Origin of the sequence: Rickettsia endosymbiont of Nabis limbatus (genome assembly GCF_965196655.1) — a bacterium.
GTDB lineage: Bacteria > Pseudomonadota > Alphaproteobacteria > Rickettsiales > Rickettsiaceae > Rickettsia.
Genome location: NZ_OZ239771.1, coordinates 589,633 through 605,213, shown reverse-complemented (window position 1 = coordinate 605,213; position 15,581 = coordinate 589,633). Strand labels below are relative to the sequence as shown.

Genomic DNA, 15,581 nt, shown 5'->3' with positions numbered 1-15,581 from the left:
GGTTTTAACCACCAAAGGGACTATAAACAATACCCTCAAATTGCTAAATCCTGGTATGCCCATTGGATAATTTAATGATTTTTTAGGCTATCCTGAAGAAATTAGGAAAATAATTTATACAACTAATGCTGTGGAATCTGTCAATAGTCAATTACGTAAGGTTACTAAAAATAAGAGAGTTTTTCCAAATGATAATGCTGTTTTTAGAAGCTTATATTTAGCAATTGATTATATGACCAAAAAATGGTCCATGCCTGTCCCAAATTGGAACGCAGCTATGGCACATTTTTTAATCAAATTTGAAGGAAGAATCTAGGTCTTTGAAAAAATTTACACAGTTATTTGGGAAGACTCCAATCCTAACTTATTCTTTTTGGAAAGTAGTATAGTCAACTACTTTCATCTGTATCTTTGATTAATTCTTTTTTTAGTTTTTGGTACTTACTACTTGCTTCTTTTTCTCTAATACGCTCTTAACTCTTTGGTTTAATTCTTCTCTTCTTTTTTTGTAACAAATCTTACTTCCTTGATTTAAGTCCTCTTCCGTTAATGGTACTGCTTGCGTTTGCATCATAGTAGCGTCTTGATTACTGTAGTTTCCGTTTAGATGTTTTTGGTAATTTTGATACTGTGATTTCATTTGAAGAGAACCTGAAGAAAATTAGTGGATTTGATTTAACTCTATCTTAAATATTGTTTTTGGTCAAAATCTATTCTAAAAGCACAGAAGATATATAGAGCCGTAAAATTGTACATTATATCGATTAGTAGACAATAATGTCTACTAATCGATATAATGTACAGAATATTAGAAGAAATATAGATAAAAGTAGTAGATGTTACTACTTTCCAAAAAGAATGGTTAGGATTGAGGTTTAAGAAGTTTGTTAAGCTCAGAGATAGAAAGCCCTGTAACTTTAGAGATAAAAGCGATATCAGAGCCAGCATTATACATATTTTTAGCTACTTCATATTTTCCCTCATTTCTACCAATCTGCATGCCCTCATTTCTACCGATCTGCATGCCTTGGACCATTCCTTTTTGCACGCCTTCATCAATATATTTATCAGCGATAGTTCTCATAAGTCCCTCTTGATCCGCTTTATTTAGATGTTTTGCTATGATACTCGCAAGCTCTACTTGTTTATCTTCAGATACCTTAGTATCACTATACCACAATAACCACTTAATGTAAATGTAGCCATTTTCCTTATCTATTTCAATACTACTTTCAAACTTCTCAAGTAGACTTTGCCATAGATTTAAGATGTCACGAGCTTTGATATGTTTGAGCATATACTCCATCATACCAAGATGCTTCTTTTGCTCTATCTCATCATCACTTTGTTTTTGTAAATCAACAAGTAAATACTCATCACCCATCATCTCTTTAGCAATCTTGCTATCTTCGAATAACTCCCAGAAGCTCCTTGGAGCATTATAAGGTTTATCATTTGCATATACTACTATAGGACATATTAGGGGAAGTTTACCTTTGTCCTGTTTGTTATTACTCTTATTTGCATCTTTATGTCTTTCACATAATAAAAGCATATACTGCCAAAGTCTGAAAGCCATCCAGTAATCACTACTAGACTGGTGCTCGATTAGAACGTATACGTAAGCTTTGTCGTTATCTACATTATCAGTAGTACTATCTTTAATATTACTCTTTTTTACAGAAACAGAGTAAACAACATCACTGAGTCTTTTTCTTAAATCCTCAGTAACAAAGCTTTCTTTCTCTATTTTTACACTATTTATATTAATCTTGTTCTTAAATGACACAGGCAAATAATGCTCTAAAAACTCACGAGCAGCTACAGGCTCACTCATGACCTTTTTAAATAGCTCATCATGTCTTGGACGCCCAGAAGTGTCGCTATTTGTATTTAAATCTGCTTCCTTGTTACCACTAATATCTTTTTCATTCATTGCGTTGGTTCTATTTCGTTGCTAACATTTGAAGTAGTATAAGAAACATTACGAGATTTCTTGTTAAATCTTGGTTTGTTTACCATCACTGGCACTTCTTTTTTAGTCACAAGTGTTGCTGGCGAGCCATCAAGATGAAATCTCTGTGCTCCTTCTACCAGTTTTTCTTTATACTTGAAACTACCACAATATCTATGGAAAAATCTACTTAATTGAGCATTTGCAAACTCACCATTTAATATTTTCTTTAGTTCAAGATCAATACCTATAGCAAGAGGCTTAACTTCTTCTGAGAACGTGGTTGGAAAATCAGCCTTTAATTTAGATAGAATGCTAAAATATTCCTTTTTACGTCTTTTGATTTTTGCTTTTAGTACTTCTTCAGGATTTACTACTACCTTTTGATTTACTGCTTTTTTGTTACTTTCTACCTGTTTGTTATTTGTAGTAGCCTCTTGCTTTTTACTCTTCTTGACTGCCTGACTATTAGTTTTAGTAGCAGTTGTAGAAACATTTGCTTTGTCAGATGTTGCAGGTGAATTACTTGCATCTTTGACGCCATTTTTAGGTTTTTCAAAGACTACAACTTTTTTAAGAGTAGGACCTGTGGCGAGAAAACTCGCATTAGTATTTAGTATTAGTGGTTTTGCTGCTAAATTAAGCTTTAGCTTTGGTTTTTCAGAGTTTTCTATTGTGTTCATGTTTGATCCTTGTTGGTTAGTTATGCAAAAAATATATAACCGCTTGATTATCCAGCTGATGGTTCAAACCTCCACCTTCAGGTGGAGAAACTTTAGTTTGAATAAGTCATAGTCGTCTTATATAAAATAAGTAAGTAGGACTTATTTTATAGGATGACTATGACAGAATATGAAAAAGGGAAACATACGGTATATTATCACAGGTATCACATAGTATGGATAACAAAATACCGTTATAAAGTATTAACCCAAGTTATCAAAGAAAGGATTAGGGAAATCATAGCTCAAGTTTCAGAGGAAATGAATATTAGGATAGTAAATGGGGTGATATCATCTGATCATGTACATATTTTAGTATCGATACCTCCTAATATAGCAGTAAGTGAATTTGTACAAAGAGCAAAAGGTAGAACTTCACGTAGAATACAACAAGAATTCCCAGAATTAAAAAAGAGATATTGGGGGAAGCATTTTTGGGGAAGAGGTTATTTTAGTACAACAAGTGGTCATATCACAGATGAAGTAATTAATGAGTATATAAATAACCATACAGAAGCTCATAAACCAACTTCTATTTCTAACATTAGATTGGAATAAGCTTTAGCTTAAACTCTACGGCACTTCTAGTGCCTATCATCAACCTACCGGCTCTCAGCCGGTAGTGGTTGAGTTCCTTATTCTAGCTATACGTTTAATGTGCATATCTATTTCATGCTGGGTAGTTGAATGAATCACCTTATAATTGCCTTTATTAGAGTACAAAGAACCCCAGCTACATATAAGATATACAAAAAGAAAATGATCATGCAATTGATATTCAGACTACACGAGTAGAAAAATATGATGCACAAGTCATTAATTTAGAAAAACAATTAAGTCAAATAGCAAATCATCTACAATGAGGTTTAAAATGACAAATCTAACAAAAGAACAGAGACTAATAGCATCAATTAAGCAAGGCGATTTTTACAATGTCCTAGACCTCGTATCACAAGGTATAGCTCTAAACTTTCATGATGAGAATCTAGATACTGTGTTTTCAATAGCAGCACATTACGGACAAATTAAAATCTTAGAATATTTAGCAACTAATATGAAAAAAACATGCTGCCTATATCATAGATGGTTTGCAACATAATGGTAATATAAAAAGTGATATACATTCTACGGATACTGAAGGATATACAGAACTAGTATTTGGTATATCGCATTTAATGAAAATATCCTATGGACCTAGGATTAAGAACTTAGGAAAGCAACTATTAACATCTTTTGATAAACAAAATCCTGAATATAAAATATCACCAGATCGTTATGTTAATGAAAAATATATAAAACAATATTGGGATACTATACTTAGATTGATAGCAACTATATTACTTAGAGAAGAAAAAGCTTCAACTATAATGAAAAGGCTAGCTTCATATGATAAGCAACATAAGTTATATTCTGCTTTAAAGGAATTTGGCAGGATTATTAAGACATGTTTTATTTTAGACATCATTGATAATGTTAAATTACGTCAGCAAATAGAAAAACAACTTAATAAAAGCGAATTGTCTAATAAATTTCAAGGAGCAATATCATTTGCTAATCAAGAATTAGTACAAATAGATAGAGATGAACAAGAGAAAGCTGCTATATGCCAAATAATATTACAGAATATAATAGTATTATGGAATTATGTAAAATTAACAAAATTGATCATGAGTTCTGATAATAATAGATCTGAGCTTATGGAAAATATAATTAATGGTCCAATTTTAACATGAAAACATGTCAATATGTTAGGCACTTATGATTTTAGCAAAACTTACGCTATGTTTGGTTCTAAATATCGTAAAGATGGAGAACGAAGCTGTTGTTGCATATAGTCATCTAAAAGCCCTAACTTTATTTGGTAGACCGTTTTACCTATTTTATTTGCAGTTCTTTTGAGAAAAGCCCAAACTAGAAATGCACAACTAATGTGATTACGTTGGATACGCTGTTTTCTGCATTGGCAACGTTCTATACCAGTCAGTTGCTTAATTTTTCTATGCATGCTCTCAATTACCCATCGCAAGCCAAACTCATCTTGTGCAGCTTTAGAAGATTTTTGAGTTTTGTTATTGGTAACAACATAATCAACTCTGTTGGTAGAAACAGTAAATTTAAACAAATTAACATGCTTATTTTTGGCAAATCCTTTTATATGAATCTCCATTCCATTCTTAATTTCTTCATCTGAAAACGTCAACTTGCTAACAGCTTTATAAGGCTCGTAATCACACGTTTTACTAACATTTCTATTGGCTTTAATAGGGGCATAATAATATTTGCCCAAGGAGTCAACATGTTGCATAATTTTGTGTGTAGCATACCATGTGTCAAAAAGTACAGTTTGAAAAGGAATCTTTTTACTATAAACAGCATTATTGAACATCTTTAGTAGGTGATCTAGTTTCGTCGCTCCATCATGATCAGGTGAAAAAATGCGATAATCTATTACCCAAAACTTATCAATATCGGGGTTATAATATACAAGACTCACTACTCCTATACCGGTAGTAACTCCACCTGTAGCTCCACTATACTGCGATCTAGCAACCTCTATTTTCTTTGTGTTCCTTTTGTTTAACACCGTATCATCAAATATTGTATATCCGTTAGATGAAAAGATAACATCATTCTTAATGTGTTCCCATAACAAAGAAGGAGTATATTTTTCATTTTCTAAAAATCTATTAATCTCTTAGGGTTTAATTCCCCGAAGGTCTGCTTCGTGATATACTAGATGCATGGAAGAAAGCAGTTATATACATAAAAGTGATAATGTCACAGTACTAATATATCATTTAGTAACACCGGCAAAGTATAGAAGAGTAATATTCAAAGAGGAACTAGACGATTATTTATGTAAAATTTGTGAGGACATAGAAGCTCGTTATGAAATTAGATTTTTGGAAATAGGAGTAGATAAAGAACATGTACATTTTTTACTACAGTCAATACCAATGTATAGCCCAACAAAAATAACTCAAATCATAAAAAGTATTACATCTAAGGAAATGTTTAAGAAATATCCAAATCTTAAAGAAAAATTATGGGGAAGTGAGTTTTGGAGTAAAGGATATTTTATGAGCACAGTAGGTAAACATGGTGATGAGCGGAAATTACGTAATTATGTAAAAAATCAAGGTTCAGGCAAACCTTCTTATAAAGCATTTCAACAAAAACAGTTAAAACTTTTTGGATAGATACCTCGTAGCTCTGCTGCGAGGAGTATCATTTATCGCCGGTTTGTTTCTTTAATTTTTTCCATTCTATTATAGTCTTCCTACTAATAGAGTATATCTCAGAAGTCTCTTTTATTGTTTTACCATCTGTTAAACTTTTTATTACTCGTATTCTTAAATCGTATGAATATGCCTTTGCCATAAGTTTTTCATTTAGTATAATCTAACTCATACTCTAAGTCACTATCTTATCGCATTAAGCTATATCTCATAAATCTTAATTTTTAGTCTAGACAAATTGGACCACCTCAACTGCATTTAATTCCTCACGTCGTTTTTTATAATTGTATGGAGCTATGCTGTCTGTTTTTGAATCTGTATTTTCAGCGATAAAGACAGAATTATTGTATGAGCGCTTTGGTTGCATATTATAGAGTCTGAGAATTTTTGATATAAAATAAGATAAAAAGGAGCAAAGCTCCTTTTCAAATATAAGTTGAGCAGAATATCCAAATTTTATTGCAGTTGTTCAATTGATTTTGGCTCAATAACTGTATAGCGTTTTCAGATTCTATATAAAATGCGTTATTACTGCAAGAACAATTAGCATGGGAATTCACTTAATCCTAACAGGGTAAGATCATCATGATATTGTTCTATTGGAACATGAAAGTTTTTATTTTCAATGACAGTTACAGGTCTTGGGTGTAGAGGAGGATAATCATATTCTGACCCACAATTATCATAGATTGGGCTTTCATTCCCTTTGTTGATGTAAGGTTGAGAATTCAATTGTATTCTAATGTGTTGATTTCCTTCCTGATTTAATGCAACACGGCTATAGGTTTTTAAATTAACTTTATCTTGTGTATAGCTATCAGTTATATATCCTTGGTCGGTGATGTTATTAATTGTTTCATAGATGTAAGAGTCAGAAGTAGAAGGATGTGAAGTATCATTTGTAGATTTCGTATTTGTTTCTTTCTTACTAGACATTTGCACATAATCTGTTTTATTTGCTGAGGAGCTAGCAAGGCTATAGGCATTTATATTAATGTTATCGTGTATAGAGTCATCAGTTGAACTCATTAACTCCATTCTTTCATGATCGTCAGAATGTGAGCTAGAAGGATTTGAAGAATCATATGTAGATTTTGTATATTTAGCCTTCCTACTAGAAATATCTATGATTGCATAATCTTTGCCCTCTGAAGAACTATCACTGTGATATATTTTAACTGTTTTGCGATTAATCTCCATTAGAGTAGGATCACTAATATTAGTTTCCGGTTGTGCTATGGGTGCTTTACAGTATTTATTATACATATGAGTTACTAAATATGTCATTGATGCGGTAAATGTTACTGCTGATGCTAAAATTAACCCATTTACTAACATAGTATTATCATGTGTATTCTGTGCATCATAGCTAGTAATATCAGTACTATTGGTACTATTATAATCTATCATTCCATAATTAGTAGTATGGTTGAGACTTGTCTGTGTGGTTTCAGTTGTAGAGAAAAAGTCTAGTATAGATGAAGTGGTGTTGTTAACTACATCTGGTATTACTTCTTGTACCATTTGTTTTAATTTATCAGACATATATTCTATACGGAATATACCACATTTTCCCGTTTTTGGTGTCTGCATAGACACATCTTGACCTGCTAGCACCATCTTATGCACATTCTTAATCAGTATTGACTCATTTGTAATACACTGATGTTCATACAATAATGGAGTGTTGTCGGGACTAAATATTTTATATTCTGGACCAAAGATTCTTGTATTATCGAATGAGTTTACGACTCTAAATATGGTATTATTTACGTATTCAACATATGCTTTTAGGTTTAAAGAGTTACTATTTTTGTTTACAAAGTCAAAAATATTACATCCTGCTTCTTCATTGAGTGAGCAATCGTTATCAGAGAAACAATTACGAGAAATCAGTTTCTTATTCATAAGACGATATATCCTATTACGCATAGTATTACCAAGTCTTACAATCTCAAATGTATTATCGCTATTATCACATGTTTTTGTATCGCCCCAAATAGTGTCAAAGGTTTTTAAAGATAGGGCAAAAAGTTCATTGTTCATTTTTATCTCTTGAGTTTTATTAAAAAGTTATTTTCGTGATTTGTATATATTGGTGCTTATAAATTTATATTCTCCAATATAACGCATTAACCATAAAACATGGTTAGCAATTCTTGCTAAGTCTTCTTTATATAACTTTTTTTGATTTTATCAACTAGATTAATAAATATTTTAAGATTTGTGATGTTTAGAGAATTTGTTAGTTTTTGGCGGCACTTCTTCTTTAGTAACTAAGCTAGTCTTCGTACCATCTAAGTTAAAACGCTGAGACCTTCTGAGGTGGCCCAATTTGTCTAGACTAAAAATTAAGATTTATGAGGGCATCGTCATATATGGACGCCTGGTTAAAAACAAGTACTAAAAATAAAAAACAGTTAATGATAAATGAAGCAGTCATATATTCGGCATCAAAGTGCCATAATGGTTTCTGCATTCTGCCTAAGATCCTAGAGAGATTCACTCAAGTTAGCGGTATCTAGGTACCATGACGTTAGCTCGGATTTCATCCAGAATGATTATGTATTATCTCTTTAACCCGCCGTTTTATTATTCTACTTTGTTTTTATTATCCAGCTGATGGTTCAAACCTCCACCTTCAGGTGGAGAAACTTTAGTTTGAATAAGTCATAGTCGTCTTATATAAAATAAGTAAGTAGGACTTATTTTATAGGATGACTATGACAGAATATGAAAAAGGGAAACATACGGTATATTATCACAGGTATCACATAGTATGGATAACAAAATACCGTTATAAAGTATTAACCCAAGTTATCAAAGAAAGGATTAGGGAAATCATAGCTCAAGTTTCAGAGGAAATGAATATTAGGATAGTAAATGGGGTGATATCATCTGATCATGTACATATTTTAGTATCGATACCTCCTAATATAGCAGTAAGTGAATTTGTACAAAGAGCAAAAGGTAGAACTTCACGTAGAATACAACAAGAATTCCCAGAATTAAAAAAGAGATATTGGGGGAAGCATTTTTGGGGAAGAGGTTATTTTAGTACAACAAGTGGTCATATCACAGATGAAGTAATTAATGAGTATATAAATAACCATACAGAAGCTCATAAACCAACTTCTATTTCTAACATTAGATTGGAATAAGCTTTAGCTTAAACTCTACGGCACTTCTAGTGCCTATCATCAACCTACCGGCTCTCAGCCGGTAGTGGTTGAGTTCTTTACCCCTATCTAGTTTAAAAATTATATAGTTTATAATTTATCCTAAATCTTAAGTACTATTATACCAATTGGTAATTTCTGTTCTTTACCAGACAGGCATAAGCGATTCTAGCCAATTTATTAGCTGTAGCTACTGCAATTACATTGAACGATTTCCCTTTTTCTTTTAATCTTTCAATAAATTCTGATAACGCTCCTGATGTCTGATTAGTTTTATAGCTTCTCATCAATAAAGACCTACCAGCCTGTATTAGCATTGTTCTTGCATATCTATCACCTTGCTTGGTTATTCTTCCTAGAATAATCTTACCTCCAGTGCTATTTTGTTTCGGGACAATTCCAAGTGAAGCAGCAAAATCCTTAGCAGAATCGTATGCTTCAACCGGTTTGATGCTTAAAATACTTGCGTTAATTGTACCAATTCCTGGAATAGTTTCTAAAATTTTTGCCTTCTTGGAACTCCGATTCTTTGCTGCTAATTCTTTATCTAAGCTTTGTTCACGAATCATCAATTGTTCAATTTCTTTACAATCCAGCAACATTTGTTCAGCAATAGTGTTGTTAATAAATCCTTCTTCTAGGGCAAAATTTACAAAATTTTGACAAGATTTTGCAAATGTAGATTTTCCGCATGTTACCAAATAGCCAAATTCAAATAATGAAGTCATCAGAGAGTTGCTGTACTGAATCCTTTGTTGTATTATATTTTGTCTTGCTTTATGCAGGTAAGATATTTCTTGCTCTTCTATTGTTTTAGCTTTGACGTGTATTAAATCGGGATCACATGATGCTTTGCAAATTGCAATTGAATCATTAATGTCATTTTTTTGTCGAGTTTTTGCATATGCTTTCACATCTTTAGGTTTAAGCAAGATGGCTTTATGTCCTATTGATTCAAGCCTTTGAGCCATATAATGAGCTCCACCACAAGCTTCAAATACAAAGGTTTCTGACTCTGGAAACATTGTTGATAAATTTTCAAAAAAGCTTCTTCGATCCATTGCTTTTTTTAATACAACTTTATTGTCTAAATTTATTGCTGCAAAATGCAACTTTCTTTTTGCTAAATCAATTCCTATTACTTTATGGGACTGTTGCGAGATGAGAGGGTAGCAGGTATAATAAAAAAATAAAAAATATGTTTATATGTCAGAGTATCAAATGCTAATGGTAAGTTTAGATGAGTTAGTAAATGCGGATCATCAATATCGTAAATTCAAAAGTTTATTCAAATTCAAAGCAGTTGAAGCTGAGTTATTAGCATTAGAATGCGAAGCTAATTATAAAGGATATGGTATAGAGAGGCTGTTTAAATGTTTGCTGCTACAATTTATGGAAGACTTATCTGATCGGGAATTAGAACGTTATTTAGCTGATAGCACAGCGGCGAAATGGTTTTGTAATTTTGCTCTTACAGAAAAGACACCTGATTATAGTGTATTTAGTAAAATACGTAAAAAAATAGGTACTAATTTACTATCAAAAATATTTACAAAATTCCGCGATCAACTACGAGTACAAGGCTATATGGGTGAAGTATTTACCTTTGTAGATGCTTCTCATTTAATCTCAAAAGCTAATCTCTGGGAGGAACGTGATAAACTAAGAGCACAAAAATATGATAAATTGAATAATGAGACTTTGCCTAAGGTTGCAAAGGATAAACAAGCCAAAATTGGCTGTAAGGGAGGGAATAAATTTTGGTATGGTTATAAAAAACATGTGAGTGTTGATATTCAATCAGGCATGATCAATAAGGTTGCAGTTACCCCTGCAAATGTTACCGATAGCAAAGGTTTTAAGCATGTTATGCCAAGTTCTGGTGCTACATATGTTGATAAAGGTTATTGTACAATCTCTACCAAGAATGCAGCAGCTAAAAAGGGAGTCCATCTTTGTGCAATAAAGAAAAATAATATGAAAGATAAGAATTTTGACCTTGATAAATATTATACGAAAATCAGAGCACCTTTCGAGATGGTATTTTCAAAAGATAATAAGCGGGTTAGATATATAGGAATTGCCAAAAATCAATTCTCCGAATTTATGAATGCCATATGTTTTAATTTAAAACGATTAGTGGTTTTAACAACTTTAATGGCTTAAAGAAATTTATTAATAAAAATTCTAACTCTGTAAACAAATCTCTATTAAATTACTACACTATTGAATAACATTTATCTCTATATTAAACAGAATTTCTTTTTTAAAATATTTATTACCTCCTTTCCTCTTATTTTACTATCAAAAATTATCTTTCAACGACCCCTTTATAATTACTCATGGTATGGACTCCTTTATAAAATTATTAAAAATTACAAACCTATCTTAGGTTTTGGTTCTTTGATATCTTAATATCACTTAAAACCGTTGATAAGTTCTTTCTTATCATTGGCGTCCATACCATCAAGTTAAGAGAGATGTAAATTAAGTATTGAGCAAATGCATGGAATAATTTATAGAATAGCAGTAACCATTTATCTCTAAATTTCACCATTATGCGTATTACTCAAGCTCCGAAGAGACATCGTTTTCCAGCAAGCATCATTAGCCATGCAGTATGGTTATATCATCGTTCTAATAGTAGCTACCGAGATGTTCAAGAACAGATGGCATATCGAGGTATTATTTTGAGTCATGAGACAGTAAGATTTTGGTACAACAAATTTGCAGTTTATTTTCAAGATGTTATCAGAAAGAGGGAGCGGAAGCCAACTGATAAATGGCATTTAGATAAAATGAACATTAAGAATGATACTCCTCGCAGCAGAGCTACGAGGTATCTATCCAAAAAGTTTTAACTGTTTTTGTTGAAATGCTTTATAAGAAGGTTTGCCTGAACCTTGATTTTTTACATAATTACGTAATTTCCGCTCATCACCATGTTTACCTACTGTGCTCATAAAATATCCTTTACTCCAAAACTCACTTCCCCATAATTTTTCTTTAAGATTTGGATATTTCTTAAACATTTCCTTAGATGTAATACTTTTTATGATTTGAGTTATTTTTGTTGGGCTATACATTGGTATTGACTGTAGTAAAAAATGTACATGTTCTTTATCTACTCCTATTTCCAAAAATCTAATTTCATAACGAGCTTCTATGTCCTCACAAATTTTACATAAATAATCGTCTAGTTCCTCTTTGAATATTACTCTTCTATACTTTGCCGGTGTTACTAAATGATATATTAGTACTGTGACATTATCACTTTTATGTATATAACTGCTTTCTTCCATGCATCTAGTATATCACGAAGCAGACCTTCGGGGAATTAAACCCTAAGAGATTAATAGATTTTTAGAAAATGAAAAATATACTCCTTCTTTGTTATGGGAACACATTAAGAATGATGTTATCTTTTCATCTAACGGATATACAATATTTGATGATACGGTGTTAAACAAAAGGAACACAAAGAAAATAGAGGTTGCTAGATCGCAGTATAGTGGAGCTACAGGTGGAGTTACTACCGGTATAGGAGTAGTGAGTCTTGTATATTATAACCCCGATATTGATAAGTTTTGGGTAATAGATTATCGCATTTTTTCACCTGATCATGATGGAGCGACGAAACTAGATCACCTACTAAAGATGTTCAATAATGCTGTTTATAGTAAAAAGATTCCTTTTCAAACTGTACTTTTTGACACATGGTATGCTACACACAAAATTATGCAACATGTTGACTCCTTGGGCAAATATTATTATGCCCCTATTAAAGCCAATAGAAATGTTAGTAAAACGTGTGATTACGAGCCTTATAAAGCTGTTAGCAAGTTGACGTTTTCAGATGAAGAAATTAAGAATGGAATGGAGATTCATATAAAAGGATTTGCCAAAAATAAGCATGTTAATTTGTTTAACATTTACTGTTTCTACCAACAGAGTTGATTATGTTGTTACCAATAACAAAACTCAAAAATCTTCTAAAGCTGCACAAGATGAGTTTGGCTTGCGATGGGTAATTGAGAGCATGCATAGAAAAATTAAGCAACTGACTGGTATAGAACGTTGCCAATGCAGAAAACAGCGTATCCAACGTAATCACATTAGTTGTGCATTTCTAGTTTGGGCTTTTCTCAAAAGAACTGCAAATAAAATAGGTAAAACGGTCTACCAAATAAAGTTAGGGCTTTTAGATGACTATATGCAACAACAGCTTCGTTCTCCATCTTTACGATATTTAGAACCAAACATAGCGTAAGTTTTGTCTATAATTCCAATAGCTTTAATCAAATATATTAATTACTTACTTGAACAATATTTTAGCTATAAGTTCTATTTAAGCTGGTTTTTTATAGGACTTATCCTGCTTTCGGTAAGAATATATGCCATTCTTATAAAATTAGAAATATACTACTCTCCAAAGAAGTTTTAAAAATGAATACTTAAGGTGGATTAGAGTGAATGATATTGACCATTCTGATATTATAGTAAACAGAGTTGAATTATATACTATTTATACAGTATCTTTTAATCTCTTAGGGTTTAATTCCCCGAAGGTCTGCTTCGTGATATACTAGATGCATGGAAGAAAGCAGTTATATACATAAAAGTCATAATGTCACAGTACTAATATATCATTTAGTAACACCGGCAAAGTATAGAAGAGTAATATTCAAAGAGGAACTAGACGATTATTTATGTAAAATTTGTGAGGACATAGAGGCTCGTTATGAAATTAGATTTTTGGAAATAGGAGTAGATAAAGATCATGTACATTTTTTACTACAGTCAATACTAATGTATAGCCCAACAAAAATAACTCAAATCATAAAAAGTATTACATCTAAGGAAATGTTTAAGAAATATCCAAATCTTAAAGAAAAATTATGGGGAAGTGAGTTTTGGAGTAAAGGATATTTTATGAGCACAGTAGGTAAACATGGTGATGAGCGGAAATTACGTAATTATGTAAAAAATCAAGGTTCAGGCAAACCTTCTTATAAAGCATTTCAACAAAAACAGTTAAAACTTTTTGGATAGATACCTCGTAGCTCTGCTGCGAGGAGTATTATTGAGCGGGATCACAGATGATATAATAGAGGATGTTAAGCTATGGCAGAGCCGTCCATTAGATCCAGTATATGCTATAGTATTTTTTGATTGTTTAATAGTAAAAGTGCGTCAAGATAAACGTATTATCAATAAATCAGTATATGTTGCCTTAGGCGTTGATTTAGAAGGACGGAAAGATATTTTAGGATTGTGGATCAGCGAGAATGAAGGAGCTAAATTTTGGCTTGGTAATTTTACTGAGATGAAAAATAGAGGTATGCAAGACATACTGATAGCATGTAGCAATAACCTTAATGGTATGTCTGAAGCTATAGGTGCTGTTTTTCCAAAGACGAAGCATCAATTATGTATTGTACATCAAATTAGAAATAGTTTAAGATATGTATCATACAAGGACCGGAAAGAGCTTGCTGGTGATTTAAAACCTATTTATACAGCTAGCACAGAAAAAGAAGCACTTTCCGCTTTAGAGGCTTTTGAATCTAAATGGAATAAACAATATCCTCAAATTGCTAAATCTTGGTACGTTCACTGGAATAATTTAATGATTTTCTTAGGATATCCAGAAGAAATAAGGAAAATAATTTATACAACTAATGCTGTGGAATCCGTTAATAGTCAACTTCGAAAAGTTACAAAAAATAAACGGGTTTTTCCAAATGATAATGCTGTTTTTAAAAGCTTATATTTAGCAATTGATTACATGACCAAAAAATGGTCAATGCCTATGCCAAATTGGAATGCGGCTACGGCTCATTTTTTAATCTCTTAGGGTTTAATTCCCCGAAGGTCTGCTTCGTGATATACTAGATGCATGGAAGAAAGCAGTTATATACATAAAAGTGATAATGTCACAGTACTAATATATCATTTAGTAACACCGGCAAAGTATAGAAGAGTAATATTCAAAGAGGAACTAGACGATTATTTATGTAAAATTTGTGAGGACATAGAAGCTCGTTATGAAATTAGATTTTTGGAAATAGGAGTAGATAAAGAACATGTACATTTTTTACTACAGTCAATACCAATGTATAGCCCAACAAAAATAACTCAAATCATAAAAAGTATTACATCTAAGGAAATGTTTAAGAAATATCCAAATCTTAAAGAAAAATTATGGGGAAGTGAGTTTTGGAGTAAAGGATATTTTATGAGCACAGTAGGTAAACATGGTGATGAGCGGAAATTACGTAATTATGTAAAAAATCAAGGTTCAGGCAAACCTTCTTATAAAGCATTTCAACAAAAACAGTTAAAACTTTTTGGATAGATACCTCGTAGCTCTGCTGCGAGGAGTATCATTAGCATAAATATTACAAAAATTAGACATAAGGAGAAATGAGGATGAAATATATGTTAAGATAGATTTAGCAAATTTAACTAAGGCAAAAGATAATTT

Annotated in this window: 18 protein-coding genes and 4 pseudogenes; 13 read left to right on the top strand and 9 right to left on the bottom strand. The window is 31.9% G+C overall.

Translation table 11 applies throughout. The features are described 5' to 3' along the window. Positions 1-24: 24 nt before the first annotated feature. A pseudogene (locus tag ACOAL3_RS03505) lies at positions 25-316 on the top strand (transposase); the annotation flags it as partial. Positions 317-427: 111 nt separating this feature from the next. Here the strand turns inward: ACOAL3_RS03505 and ACOAL3_RS03500 are convergent. From ACOAL3_RS03500 to ACOAL3_RS03490, 3 genes are all read right to left on the bottom strand, one after another. Next, positions 428-640, bottom strand: a complete 213-nt coding sequence (locus tag ACOAL3_RS03500) for a hypothetical protein (protein WP_419235400.1) — start codon at positions 638-640, stop codon at positions 428-430. A gap of 222 nt (positions 641-862) precedes the next feature. Further along, positions 863-1,936, bottom strand: a complete 1,074-nt coding sequence (locus tag ACOAL3_RS03495; RefSeq protein ID WP_419235399.1) for an Rpn family recombination-promoting nuclease/putative transposase — start codon at positions 1,934-1,936, stop codon at positions 863-865. Beyond that, positions 1,933-2,637: a ProQ/FINO family protein gene (locus ACOAL3_RS03490; protein WP_419235398.1), complete on the bottom strand. Its 705-nt coding sequence runs from the start codon at positions 2,635-2,637 to the stop codon at positions 1,933-1,935. The genes ACOAL3_RS03495 and ACOAL3_RS03490 overlap by 4 nt, the downstream gene beginning before the upstream one ends. A 159-nt stretch (positions 2,638-2,796) precedes the next feature. Here ACOAL3_RS03490 and tnpA (ACOAL3_RS03485) point away from each other — a divergent pair, with 159 nt between their 5' ends. From tnpA (ACOAL3_RS03485) to ACOAL3_RS03475, 3 genes are all read left to right on the top strand, one after another. After that, positions 2,797-3,234 carry an IS200/IS605 family transposase gene (gene tnpA, locus ACOAL3_RS03485; protein WP_419235588.1) on the top strand — a complete coding sequence of 146 codons (438 nt, stop codon included), beginning with the start codon at positions 2,797-2,799 and terminating at the stop codon, positions 3,232-3,234. Between the two features lie 313 nt (positions 3,235-3,547). Then, positions 3,548-3,775, top strand: a complete 228-nt coding sequence (locus ACOAL3_RS03480; RefSeq protein WP_419235397.1) for a hypothetical protein — start codon at positions 3,548-3,550, stop codon at positions 3,773-3,775. Then, complete coding sequence (locus ACOAL3_RS03475; RefSeq protein WP_419235396.1) at positions 3,765-4,409, top strand: Tn3 family transposase; 645 nt, start codon at positions 3,765-3,767, stop codon at positions 4,407-4,409. Before ACOAL3_RS03480 ends, ACOAL3_RS03475 begins: the two co-directional genes overlap by 11 nt. Before the next feature lie 41 nt (positions 4,410-4,450). Here ACOAL3_RS03475 and ACOAL3_RS03470 read toward each other — a convergent pair. Beyond that, a pseudogene (locus ACOAL3_RS03470) lies at positions 4,451-5,368 on the bottom strand (IS701 family transposase); the annotation flags it as partial. A 49-nt stretch (positions 5,369-5,417) separates the two neighbouring features. Between ACOAL3_RS03470 and tnpA (ACOAL3_RS03465) the strand changes: the two are divergent. Beyond that, the gene (tnpA, locus tag ACOAL3_RS03465; protein ID WP_419234618.1) at positions 5,418-5,876 is read left to right on the top strand and encodes an IS200/IS605 family transposase; all 459 of its coding nucleotides are present in this window, start codon (positions 5,418-5,420) and stop codon (positions 5,874-5,876) included. A gap of 28 nt (positions 5,877-5,904) precedes the next feature. On the opposite strand, the gene ACOAL3_RS03460 is transcribed toward tnpA (ACOAL3_RS03465), so the two are convergent. From ACOAL3_RS03460 to ACOAL3_RS03450, 3 genes are all read right to left on the bottom strand, one after another. Beyond that, positions 5,905-6,057, bottom strand: coding sequence for an IS630 transposase-related protein (locus ACOAL3_RS03460; protein ID WP_419235394.1), 153 nt, complete (start codon positions 6,055-6,057; stop codon positions 5,905-5,907). A 401-nt stretch (positions 6,058-6,458) separates the two neighbouring features. Beyond that, a complete protein-coding gene (locus ACOAL3_RS03455) occupies positions 6,459-7,961 on the bottom strand; it encodes a hypothetical protein (protein ID WP_419235393.1) in 1,503 nt (500 codons plus the stop codon). Between the two features lie 298 nt (positions 7,962-8,259). Then, on the bottom strand, positions 8,260-8,394 hold the full coding sequence (locus ACOAL3_RS03450; RefSeq protein WP_419235392.1) for a hypothetical protein: 135 nt from the start codon (positions 8,392-8,394) through the stop codon (positions 8,260-8,262). Between the two features lie 244 nt (positions 8,395-8,638). On the opposite strand from ACOAL3_RS03450, the gene tnpA (ACOAL3_RS03445) reads away from it, so the two are divergent. Further along, positions 8,639-9,076, top strand: a complete 438-nt coding sequence (gene tnpA, locus ACOAL3_RS03445) for an IS200/IS605 family transposase (RefSeq protein ID WP_419235588.1) — start codon at positions 8,639-8,641, stop codon at positions 9,074-9,076. A gap of 137 nt (positions 9,077-9,213) precedes the next feature. Here tnpA (ACOAL3_RS03445) and ACOAL3_RS03440 read toward each other — a convergent pair whose 3' ends face one another. After that, positions 9,214-10,206, bottom strand: coding sequence for an IS110 family RNA-guided transposase (locus tag ACOAL3_RS03440; RefSeq protein ID WP_419234513.1), 993 nt, complete (start codon positions 10,204-10,206; stop codon positions 9,214-9,216). Between the two features lie 94 nt (positions 10,207-10,300). Here ACOAL3_RS03440 and ACOAL3_RS03435 point away from each other — a divergent pair, with 94 nt between their 5' ends. Both ACOAL3_RS03435 and ACOAL3_RS03430 read left to right on the top strand, forming a co-directional pair. After that, complete coding sequence (locus tag ACOAL3_RS03435; RefSeq protein ID WP_419234543.1) at positions 10,301-11,260, top strand: transposase; 960 nt, start codon at positions 10,301-10,303, stop codon at positions 11,258-11,260. A 392-nt stretch (positions 11,261-11,652) separates the two neighbouring features. Continuing rightward, the gene (locus ACOAL3_RS03430) at positions 11,653-11,955 is read left to right on the top strand and encodes a hypothetical protein (protein WP_419235391.1); all 303 of its coding nucleotides are present in this window, start codon (positions 11,653-11,655) and stop codon (positions 11,953-11,955) included. Here ACOAL3_RS03430 and tnpA (ACOAL3_RS03425) read toward each other — a convergent pair. Next, positions 11,938-12,396 (bottom strand): IS200/IS605 family transposase, encoded by a 459-nt coding sequence (gene tnpA, locus ACOAL3_RS03425; RefSeq protein WP_419234618.1) that lies wholly within the window; start codon positions 12,394-12,396, stop codon positions 11,938-11,940. The two genes, ACOAL3_RS03430 and tnpA (ACOAL3_RS03425), sit on opposite strands and share 18 nt — an antisense overlap. Positions 12,397-12,484: 88 nt before the next feature. On the opposite strand from tnpA (ACOAL3_RS03425), the gene ACOAL3_RS03420 reads away from it, so the two are divergent. The 5 genes and pseudogenes from ACOAL3_RS03420 to tnpA (ACOAL3_RS03400) all read left to right on the top strand — a co-directional run bounded on the left by ACOAL3_RS03420 (position 12,485) and on the right by tnpA (ACOAL3_RS03400) (position 15,452). Continuing rightward, positions 12,485-13,051 carry a hypothetical protein gene (locus ACOAL3_RS03420; protein ID WP_419234758.1) on the top strand — a complete coding sequence of 189 codons (567 nt, stop codon included), beginning with the start codon at positions 12,485-12,487 and terminating at the stop codon, positions 13,049-13,051. Positions 13,052-13,118: 67 nt separating this feature from the next. Then, positions 13,119-13,364 (top strand): annotated as a pseudogene (locus tag ACOAL3_RS10905) (IS701 family transposase); the annotation flags it as partial. Between the two features lie 323 nt (positions 13,365-13,687). Then, entirely contained in the window at positions 13,688-14,146 is a 459-nt protein-coding gene (gene tnpA / locus ACOAL3_RS03410; RefSeq protein WP_419235390.1) for an IS200/IS605 family transposase, read from the top strand. Positions 14,147-14,174: 28 nt separating this feature from the next. Further along, a pseudogene (locus tag ACOAL3_RS03405) lies at positions 14,175-14,951 on the top strand (IS256 family transposase); the annotation flags it as partial. Positions 14,952-14,993: 42 nt separating this feature from the next. Further along, positions 14,994-15,452: an IS200/IS605 family transposase gene (gene tnpA / locus ACOAL3_RS03400; RefSeq protein WP_419234618.1), complete on the top strand. Its 459-nt coding sequence runs from the start codon at positions 14,994-14,996 to the stop codon at positions 15,450-15,452. Positions 15,453-15,581 lie beyond the last annotated feature (129 nt).

Bases quoted from the DNA above. Each gene is read 5' to 3' on its own strand.
- tnpA (WP_419234618.1), bottom strand. From the start codon at position 12,396: ATGGAAGAAAGCAGTTATATACATAAAAGTGATAATGTCACAGTACTA.
- ACOAL3_RS03480 (WP_419235397.1), top strand. From the start codon at position 3,548: ATGACAAATCTAACAAAAGAACAGAGACTAATAGCATCAATTAAGCAA.
- ACOAL3_RS03495 (WP_419235399.1), bottom strand. From the start codon at position 1,936: ATGAATGAAAAAGATATTAGTGGTAACAAGGAAGCAGATTTAAATACA.
- tnpA (WP_419234618.1), top strand. From the start codon at position 5,418: ATGGAAGAAAGCAGTTATATACATAAAAGTGATAATGTCACAGTACTA.
- ACOAL3_RS03455 (WP_419235393.1), bottom strand. From the start codon at position 7,961: ATGAACAATGAACTTTTTGCCCTATCTTTAAAAACCTTTGACACTATT.
- ACOAL3_RS03450 (WP_419235392.1), bottom strand. From the start codon at position 8,394: ATGCAGAAACCATTATGGCACTTTGATGCCGAATATATGACTGCTTCA.
- ACOAL3_RS03460 (WP_419235394.1), bottom strand. From the start codon at position 6,057: ATGGCAAAGGCATATTCATACGATTTAAGAATACGAGTAATAAAAAGT.
- ACOAL3_RS03435 (WP_419234543.1), top strand. From the start codon at position 10,301: ATGTCAGAGTATCAAATGCTAATGGTAAGTTTAGATGAGTTAGTAAAT.
- ACOAL3_RS03500 (WP_419235400.1), bottom strand. From the start codon at position 640: ATGAAATCACAGTATCAAAATTACCAAAAACATCTAAACGGAAACTAC.
- ACOAL3_RS03490 (WP_419235398.1), bottom strand. From the start codon at position 2,637: ATGAACACAATAGAAAACTCTGAAAAACCAAAGCTAAAGCTTAATTTA.
- ACOAL3_RS03430 (WP_419235391.1), top strand. From the start codon at position 11,653: ATGCGTATTACTCAAGCTCCGAAGAGACATCGTTTTCCAGCAAGCATC.
- tnpA (WP_419234618.1), top strand. From the start codon at position 14,994: ATGGAAGAAAGCAGTTATATACATAAAAGTGATAATGTCACAGTACTA.
- tnpA (WP_419235588.1), top strand. From the start codon at position 2,797: ATGACAGAATATGAAAAAGGGAAACATACGGTATATTATCACAGGTAT.
- tnpA (WP_419235588.1), top strand. From the start codon at position 8,639: ATGACAGAATATGAAAAAGGGAAACATACGGTATATTATCACAGGTAT.
- tnpA (WP_419235390.1), top strand. From the start codon at position 13,688: ATGGAAGAAAGCAGTTATATACATAAAAGTCATAATGTCACAGTACTA.